A 7,369-nucleotide genomic window follows, 5' to 3' on the forward strand; every position below is an offset into this window, starting at 1 on the left:
TTTCCAGGCCGTGCTCGTGCTCGCGGGCCTACAGGGGCGTGACGTACGCCGAGCTGATGCCGCCGTCGACGAGGAACGTCGACCCGGTGATGAAGGAGGAGTCGTCGCTCGCGAGGAACGCGACGGCGGCGGCGAGTTCGGCGGGCTCGGCGAAGCGACCGACCGGGATGTGCACGAGCCGCCTGGCCGCCCGCTCCGGGTCCTTCGCGAAGAGTTCCTGGAGCAGCGGCGTGTTCACCGGGCCGGGGCAGAGCGCGTTGACCCGGATGCCCTGCCGCGCGAACTGCACCCCGAGCTCCCGGCTGAGGGCGAGCACCCCGCCCTTCGACGCCGTGTAGGAGATCTGGCTCGTCGCCGAGCCGAGCACCGCGACGAAGGAGGCCGTGTTGATGATCGATCCGCTGCCCTGCAGTGTCATGTGGCGGAGGGCCGCTCGGCAGCAGAGGTAGACCGACTTCAGGTTGACGTCCTGCACGCGCTGCCAGGCGGGCAGCTCCGTCGTCTCGATCGAGTCGTCGTCCGGTGGCGAGATGCCGGCGTTGTTGAAGGCCACGTCAACGGAACCGTAGGTGTGCTTCGCCGTGTCGAAGAGGGCGTTGACCTCGTCCTCGTCCGTCACGTCGACCTTCACGAACAGGCCGCCGACTTCGGCCGCGGCGACGCGACCCGCGGCCTCGTCGAGGTCGCCGATCACGACCGTCGCGCCCTCCGCTGCGAACCGGCGGGCGGTCGCGAGGCCGATCCCGCTCGCTCCGCCCGTGATCACGGCGACCTTCCCGGCGAGTCGCTGGGTCAGGTCGATCGGGGTGATGGTGCTCATGGCTGCTCCTGGTGGTTGGGGGTGGAGATCTCGTCGACGGCGATGAAGACGTTCTTCGTCTCGCTGAAACTCAGGGGGGCGTCCGGGCCCAGTTCGCGGCCGAGCCCGGACTGCTTGAACCCGCCGAACGGGGTCGAGTAGCGCACCGAGGAATGCGAATTCACCGAGAGGTTCCCGGATTCGACGGCGCGCGCCACCCGGATCGCCCGGCCGACGTCGCGGGTCCAGATCGAGCCGGACAGGCCGTACGCCGTGTCGTTGGCGAGGCCGACGGCATCCGCTTCGCCGTCGAAGGGCAGGACGGTGACGACGGGGCCGAAGATCTCCTCCGTGGCCGTGCGGTCGGTGCGCGAGGGGGCCAGCACCGTCGGCGGGAACCAGAACCCGGGGCCGTCGGGCGCGCTGCCGCGGAAGAGCACGGGCGCGCCGGACGGAACGTACCCGGAGACGCTTGCGAAGTGCTCCGCCGAAACGAGCGGGCCCATCTCCGTGCCGGGGTCGAGCGGGTCGCCGACGCGCACCGCGGCGACGGCGGGTTCGAGCAGTTCCAGGAACCGGTCGTAGACGCTGCGTTCGACGAGGATGCGGCTGCGCGCGCAGCAGTCCTGGCCGGCGTTCTCGAACACCCCGGACGGCGCGGCCGCCGCGGCCTTCTCGAGGTCGGAATCGGCGAAGACGATGTTGGCGCTCTTGCCGCCGAGTTCGAGGGTGACCCGTTTCACCTGCGCGGCGCAGCCGGCCATTACCCGCTTGCCGACCGCGGTCGAACCCGTGAAGACGACCTTCCGCACGGCGGGATGCGTGACGAACCGCTCTCCGACGACCGAACCACGACCGGGGAGCACCTGGAACAGGTGCTCGGGCAGGCCGGACTCGAGTGCGAGCTCGCCGAGGCGGATGCTCGACAGCGGCGTCCACTCGGCGGGCTTGAGCAGCACCGCGTTGCCGGCCGCGAGGGCGGGCGCGAAGCCCCACGCGGCGATCGTCATCGGGAAGTTCCACGGCGTGATGATGCCGACGACGCCGAGCGGCTCCTGGAAGGTGACGTCGAGGCCGCCGGCCACGGGGATCTGGCGCCCGAACATCCGCTCCGGCGCGGCGGAGTAGTACTCGAGCACGTCGCGCACGTGCCCGGCCTCCCAGCGGGCCTGGCTGAGCGGATGCCCCGAGTTCGTGACCTCGATCCGTGCCAGGTTCTCCCGGTCGCCGTCGACCGCTGCGGCGAAGCGGCGGAGCGCGGCCGCCTTGTCGGCGGGGGAGACCCGCGCCCAGGACCGCTGGGCGACGTGCGCCCGCTCGATCGCGGCATCCGTCGCCTCGAGATCCCGGTGCTCGACGACGGAGACCACGGTCTCGTCGGCCGGGTTGACCACGGTGTAGCTGCTCACTCGGAGATCCTTCGGTTCGGTGTGGAGCGCGCGGCGCGGTAGCCGCGCGCGGCGTCGACGAGGCCCGCGAACAGGCGGAGGTCGTCGGGATCCTGCTCCGGGTGCCACTGCACGGCGACCCCGAAGCCGGCGCCGGCGAGCTCGACGGCCTGCACGACGCCCTCGCCGGTCACGGCGGTCACGGACAGTCCGGCGCCGAGCCGGTCGATCGACTGGTGGTGGTAGACCGGCACGGTGACGGTCGACTGCGGGGCCTCGAGCAGGTCGTGCAGCCGGGAGTCCGGGGCGACGACGACGTCGACGACCCCGAACACCCCGCCCCCGGCCTGGTGCCCGGTGTGGCCGAGCAGGTCGGGAAGGTGCTGGTGCAGGGTGCCGCCGAGACTGACGTTGAGCAGCTGGGCGCCGCGGCAGATCCCGAGGAAGGGCAGGTCCCGCTCGATCGCGGCGCGGAGCAGCTCGTCCTCCCAGGCGTCCCTGTCCCGGCGCGGCTGGTCGGTGAGCGGATGCGCCGCCTGGCCGTACCGGGCGGGATCGACGTCCTTCCCCCCGGTCACGATCAGGCCGTCGAGGGCGTCGAGCACCCGGCCGACCGTCTCCGGGTTCGCGGGCTGCGGCGGAAGCAGCACGGCGATGCCGCCGGCGCGGATCACCGCGTCGAAATACACCTCGGGCAGGAACGCCGCGGACACGTCCCAGACCCCGGTCGTGGCCTGTTCGAGGTAGGTGGTCAGACCGATCAGCGGAGTGGACGTCGGAGTGGACGCCGGCGCGGAAACCGGTGCCGTGACCGGTGCTCGGTCCGGGTCAGAGCCGTTCAAAGCCGCGCACCCGCTCCCAGTCGGTCACCGCAGCGTCGTAGGCGGCGAGCTCGACCCTGGCGTTGTTCAGGTAGTGGTCGACCACGTCGTCACCGAAGGCCGCCCTGGCCACCTCCGACGAGGCGAACAACGCCGTCGCCTCCCGCAGCGAGCCGGGCACCCGGGCGGCGTCGCTCTCGTACGCGTTGCCGGTGAAGGCGTCCTCGAGGTCGAGCTCGTTCTCGATGCCGTAGAGCCCCGCCGCGATGAGCGCGCTCACCGCGAGGTACTGGTTCACGTCGCCGCCCGGCACCCGGTTCTCCACCCGCATGCCCAGGCCGCGGCCCACGACCCGCAGGGCGCAGGTGCGGTTATCGAAGCCCCACTTGATCGCCGTCGGTGCGAAGCTGCCCGCGACATACCGCTTGTACGAGTTGATGTTGGGCGCCGAGAACAGGGTCAGCTCGCGCATGACCGCGAGCTGACCGGCCAGGAACCGGCGGAACAGCGTCGACATGCCTCCGGCATCCGTCTGGTCGGCGAACACCGCGCTCCCGTCCGTGCCACGCAGGCTGATGTGGATGTGGCAGCTGTTGCCCTCGCGCTCGTCGTACTTCGCCATGAAGGTGAGGCTCTTGCCATGCGCATCGGCGATCTCCTTGGCCCCGTTCTTGTAGATCGAGTGGTTGTCGCAGGTCTCGAGCGCGGTCGCGTAGCGGAAGGCGATTTCCTGCTGGCCGAGGTTGCACTCGCCCTTGACGCCCTCGCAGTACATTCCGGCGCCGTCCATGGCTCGGCGGATGTCCCGCAGCAGCGGCTCCATCCGGCTCGAGGCGAGGAGGGCGTAGTCGATGTTGTAGTCGCTCGCCGGGGTCAGGCCGAGGTAGCCCTTCTTCCACGCGTCGCGGTAGCCGTCGTCGAAGACCATGAACTCGAGCTCGGTGCCCACGTAGGCCACGAGGCCGCGTTCGGCGAGGCGGGCGAGCTGCGCCTGGAGGATCTGCCGGGGCGAGGCGACGACGGGTGCCTCGTCGAGCCAGTGCAGGTCGGCCGTGACGAGCGCGGTCCCCGGCAGCCAGGGGGCCAGGCGCAGCGTGGTGAGGTCGGGGATCATCGCCATGTCGCCGTAGCCGCGCGCCCAGCTCGACATCGCGTACCCGTCGACGGTGTTCATCTCGACGTCGACGGCGAGCAGGTAGTTGCAGCACTCCGCGCCGTGGCTCGCGACGTCCTCGAGGAAGAGTCGCGCAGACACCCGCTTGCCGACGAGGCGGCCCTGCATGTCGGTGAAGGCCACGATGACGGTGTCGATCGAGCCGGCCGCCACGAGACCGGTGAGGTCCGTGAGGCTCAGGTAGCCGGTTCCGGTCCGGGTCTTCGGTGACTCGATCGGGGTCATGGGTGCTCCTCTTGGCGGGGGATTCGCGTGGGCAGTCGAGGGGGGAACGGGATCAATGGCGCGTCGATTCGACCATTACAACACAGGATGCCCCGCCCAGTGGCAGAAATATTCTCTGCAGAAGACGTCCAAAGGTATGTACAGCGGGCCATTGCCCACCCTACAATCGTGCCACCCGAGGAAGAGGAGAGACCCGTGGCCGATCCAGACAAGACGAGCGTTTCCGGCGTCACCTACACGCCGGCCGAGGCCGGCTACTTCGAGAAACGCAGCCTCAAGCGCACCGCCGGGTTCTGGGGGATCTGGGGGATGGGGATCGCCGCCGTGATCAGCGGCGACTTCTCCGGCTGGAACTTCGGACTCGCATCCGCCGGCTTCGGCGGCATGGCGATCGCCTTCGTGATCGTGGTGGTGATGTACTTCGCGATGCTGTTCTCGATCGGCGAGATGAGCGCGGCGATGCCGCACACCGGCGGCGCGTACTCCTTCGCCCGGGCGGCGATGGGACCGTGGGGCGGGTTCGTCACCGGCCTCGCCGAGACGATCGAATACGTGGCGACGACGGCCGTGATCGTCTACTTCTCCGCTTCGTACGCGAACGGCATCACCGATGTGCTCTTCAGCTTCACGCTCCCCGCCTGGGTCTGGTGGATCATCCTCTACCTTGTCTTCATCGCCCTCAACACGGCGGGGGCCGCGGTCTCCTTCCGGTTCGCGCTCGTCGTCGCGTTCCTGTCGATCGCGATCCTCGCCGTCTTCGCCGTGCTCGCGCTCGCCTCCGGCCAGTGGAGCGTCGACAAGCTCTACGACATCGTCCCTGACGCCGGGCAGACCGCGTTCCTGCCGCACGGGGTGCTGCCGATCCTGTTCGCGCTGCCGTTCGCGATGTGGTTCTTCCTCGGCATCGAGGAACTGCCGCTCGCCGCCGAGGAGGCGCACGACCCGGCGAAGGACATCCCCCGCGGCGGCATCATGGGCATGATCACCCTCGTCGCGTGCGGCGCCGTCGTCCTCGTGCTGAACCCAGGGCTGACCGGTTCCGACTCACTCGGCGCCTCCGGCGAGCCCCTCCTCGACGGGTTCCGGGCGATCCTGCCCGACGGCCTCGCCGCGGTGCTCAGCGCGTTCGCCCTGATCGGGCTGCTCGCCTCGCTCCAGGGCATCATGTTCGCCTACGGCCGCAACATGTACTCGCTCAGCCGGGCCGGCTACTACCCGAAGTTCCTCTCGCTGACCGGCAAGCGGCAGACCCCGTGGGTCTCCCTCCTCGTCGGCGCCGTGATCGGGTTCCTCGGCCTCGTGATCGTCGACCTCACCGGGGGCGCTGCGGGCACCGGCGGCGCGATCGTGCTCAACATCGCCGTCTGGGGCGCGGTGCTCGCCTACCTGCTGCAGATGACCTCGTTCGTGCTGCTCCGCCGCAACTTCGCCCACGTGAGCCGCCCGTACCTGAGCCCGATGGGAGTGCCCGGCGCCATCCTCGCCGGGGTGATCGCGCTCGCGATCTTCCTCGGCTTCCTGCTCAACGAGCTGTTCCGGCCGGCGATCGTGGCGATCGCGATCGTGTACGTCGTGATGCTCATCGGCTTCGCCCTGTTCGGGCGTAAGCAGCTCGTGCTCTCTCCGGAGGAGGAATACGCCCTCTCCGGCGGCACCCACGGAGACCCGCAGGTCGAGGGCTACGACGCCATGGAGAGCGAGGTTTTCCGGGACGACACCCACTGACGGCATCCACTGACGGCATCCGCTGACGGCACCCTCTGGCGTTCGCGCGGTCCGGCCGCGACACCGCTGGGCAGCGGATGCCGCGCGCAGCCACCGGGGACGAACGGGCCGCGCTACTGTGTCAGCGTGTCCATCCGGGAGAGACGCCGCGGGGTGCACCGGCCGGCCGGCGTCCTCGAGATCGAGGTCAGCGCCGATCCGGCCGCGGCGCTCGACCTGACGCTCCAGGACCGGGACTGGACCGGGCTGCCGCAGGGCGCCAGGGCCTTCCGGTTCGATGCCCCGAGCGGTTCCCTCGCGGCGCTCGCCTGGGGTGAGCCTGGGCATCCGCGGGTCGTGCTCGTGCCGGGAGCGACGGGCTCGAAGGAAGACTTCGTGCTGCTCGCCCCGCTGCTCGCCGCCGCCGGCTACCTCGTGGAGAGCTACGACCTTGCGGGGCAGTACGAGTCGGCCGGCGCGGGACCCGGTGCCGGGGAGAGCTTCGACTACCGGCTGTTCGTCGCCGACCTCGTGGCCGTCCTCGAGGCCGGCGCTGTACCGGCGCACGTGCTCGGCTACTCCTTCGCCGGGATCGTTGCGGAGATCGCGCTCAGCGCGCGTCCGGAGCTGTTCGCGAGCCTCGCGCTGCTCGGCGCGCCGCCCCTGGCCGGCCAGACCTTCCGGGGTGTGCGCTGGATCGGGCCGCTCAGCTGGCTGCTGCCCGCGCCCACGATCGCGAGCCTGATGGTCTGGGGCCTCGTCACCAACCGCAACCATGCGCCGCCCGGCCGGCTGCGGCTCGTGCGGGTGCGCTTCGAGTACACGCTGCGCCGGAGCGTCGACGAGATCATGCGGCTGATGAAGGACGCCCCCGACCTGCGGCCCGACCTCGCGCGGAGCCCGGTTCCGCTGCTCGTCGCGGTCGGCGAACGGGATCTCTGGCCGGTCGGGCTGCACCGGGTCTTCGCCGCCCGCATCGGCGCCGGACTGTGCGTCTACCGCACCGGCCACAGTCCCTGCGAGACGACGCCGCACCAGCTCGCCCGCGACCTGCTCGCCCTCTACGCTCGCGCCTGAACCCGGGCGGGCCCTCGGCTCGCGCTTCTGCGGCGTAGCCGGCGGGCGATGTTCGCGCGCCAAGTCCGCCGTTCCGCGCCGGGCGTGCCTGGCGCGAAGCGGCGCACCGGGCGCGCGGCCTGCGGAGCTCGGCTCGTGTGGCGGCTCACGCCGGTGGGGCGGCGCGGCTCAGCTGCGGAGG

General features: G+C 70.8%; 6 protein-coding genes. 2 read left to right on the forward strand and 4 right to left on the reverse strand.

Translation table 11 applies throughout. The annotated features are described in order from the left end of the window. Positions 1-28: 28 nt before the first annotated feature. The 4 genes from E3O44_RS15000 to E3O44_RS15015 are packed head-to-tail and all read right to left on the reverse strand — an operon-like array spanning position 29 to position 4,407. Positions 29-820, reverse strand: a complete 792-nt coding sequence (locus E3O44_RS15000) for a 3-oxoacyl-ACP reductase (RefSeq protein ID WP_134535577.1) — start codon at positions 818-820, stop codon at positions 29-31. Next, complete coding sequence (locus E3O44_RS15005; RefSeq protein ID WP_134535578.1) at positions 817-2,208, reverse strand: aldehyde dehydrogenase family protein; 1,392 nt, start codon at positions 2,206-2,208, stop codon at positions 817-819. Before E3O44_RS15005 ends, E3O44_RS15000 begins: the two co-directional genes overlap by 4 nt. Further along, positions 2,205-3,029: a gamma-glutamyl-gamma-aminobutyrate hydrolase family protein gene (locus E3O44_RS15010; protein ID WP_198415954.1), complete on the reverse strand. Its 825-nt coding sequence runs from the start codon at positions 3,027-3,029 to the stop codon at positions 2,205-2,207. The genes E3O44_RS15005 and E3O44_RS15010 overlap by 4 nt, the downstream gene beginning before the upstream one ends. Then, complete coding sequence (locus E3O44_RS15015) at positions 3,016-4,407, reverse strand: glutamine synthetase family protein (RefSeq protein WP_134535579.1); 1,392 nt, start codon at positions 4,405-4,407, stop codon at positions 3,016-3,018. Before E3O44_RS15015 ends, E3O44_RS15010 begins: the two co-directional genes overlap by 14 nt. Positions 4,408-4,602: 195 nt before the next feature. On the opposite strand from E3O44_RS15015, the gene E3O44_RS15020 reads away from it, so the two are divergent. Next, positions 4,603-6,132 carry an amino acid permease gene (locus tag E3O44_RS15020; protein ID WP_134535580.1) on the forward strand — a complete coding sequence of 510 codons (1,530 nt, stop codon included), beginning with the start codon at positions 4,603-4,605 and terminating at the stop codon, positions 6,130-6,132. Positions 6,133-6,258: 126 nt separating this feature from the next. Continuing rightward, complete coding sequence (locus tag E3O44_RS15025; RefSeq protein ID WP_338144742.1) at positions 6,259-7,188, forward strand: alpha/beta fold hydrolase; 930 nt, start codon at positions 6,259-6,261, stop codon at positions 7,186-7,188. Positions 7,189-7,369 lie beyond the last annotated feature (181 nt).

Source organism: Cryobacterium algoricola (genome assembly GCF_004402485.1).
In the GTDB taxonomy this organism is placed as follows: Bacteria; Actinomycetota; Actinomycetes; order Actinomycetales; family Microbacteriaceae; genus Cryobacterium; species Cryobacterium algoricola.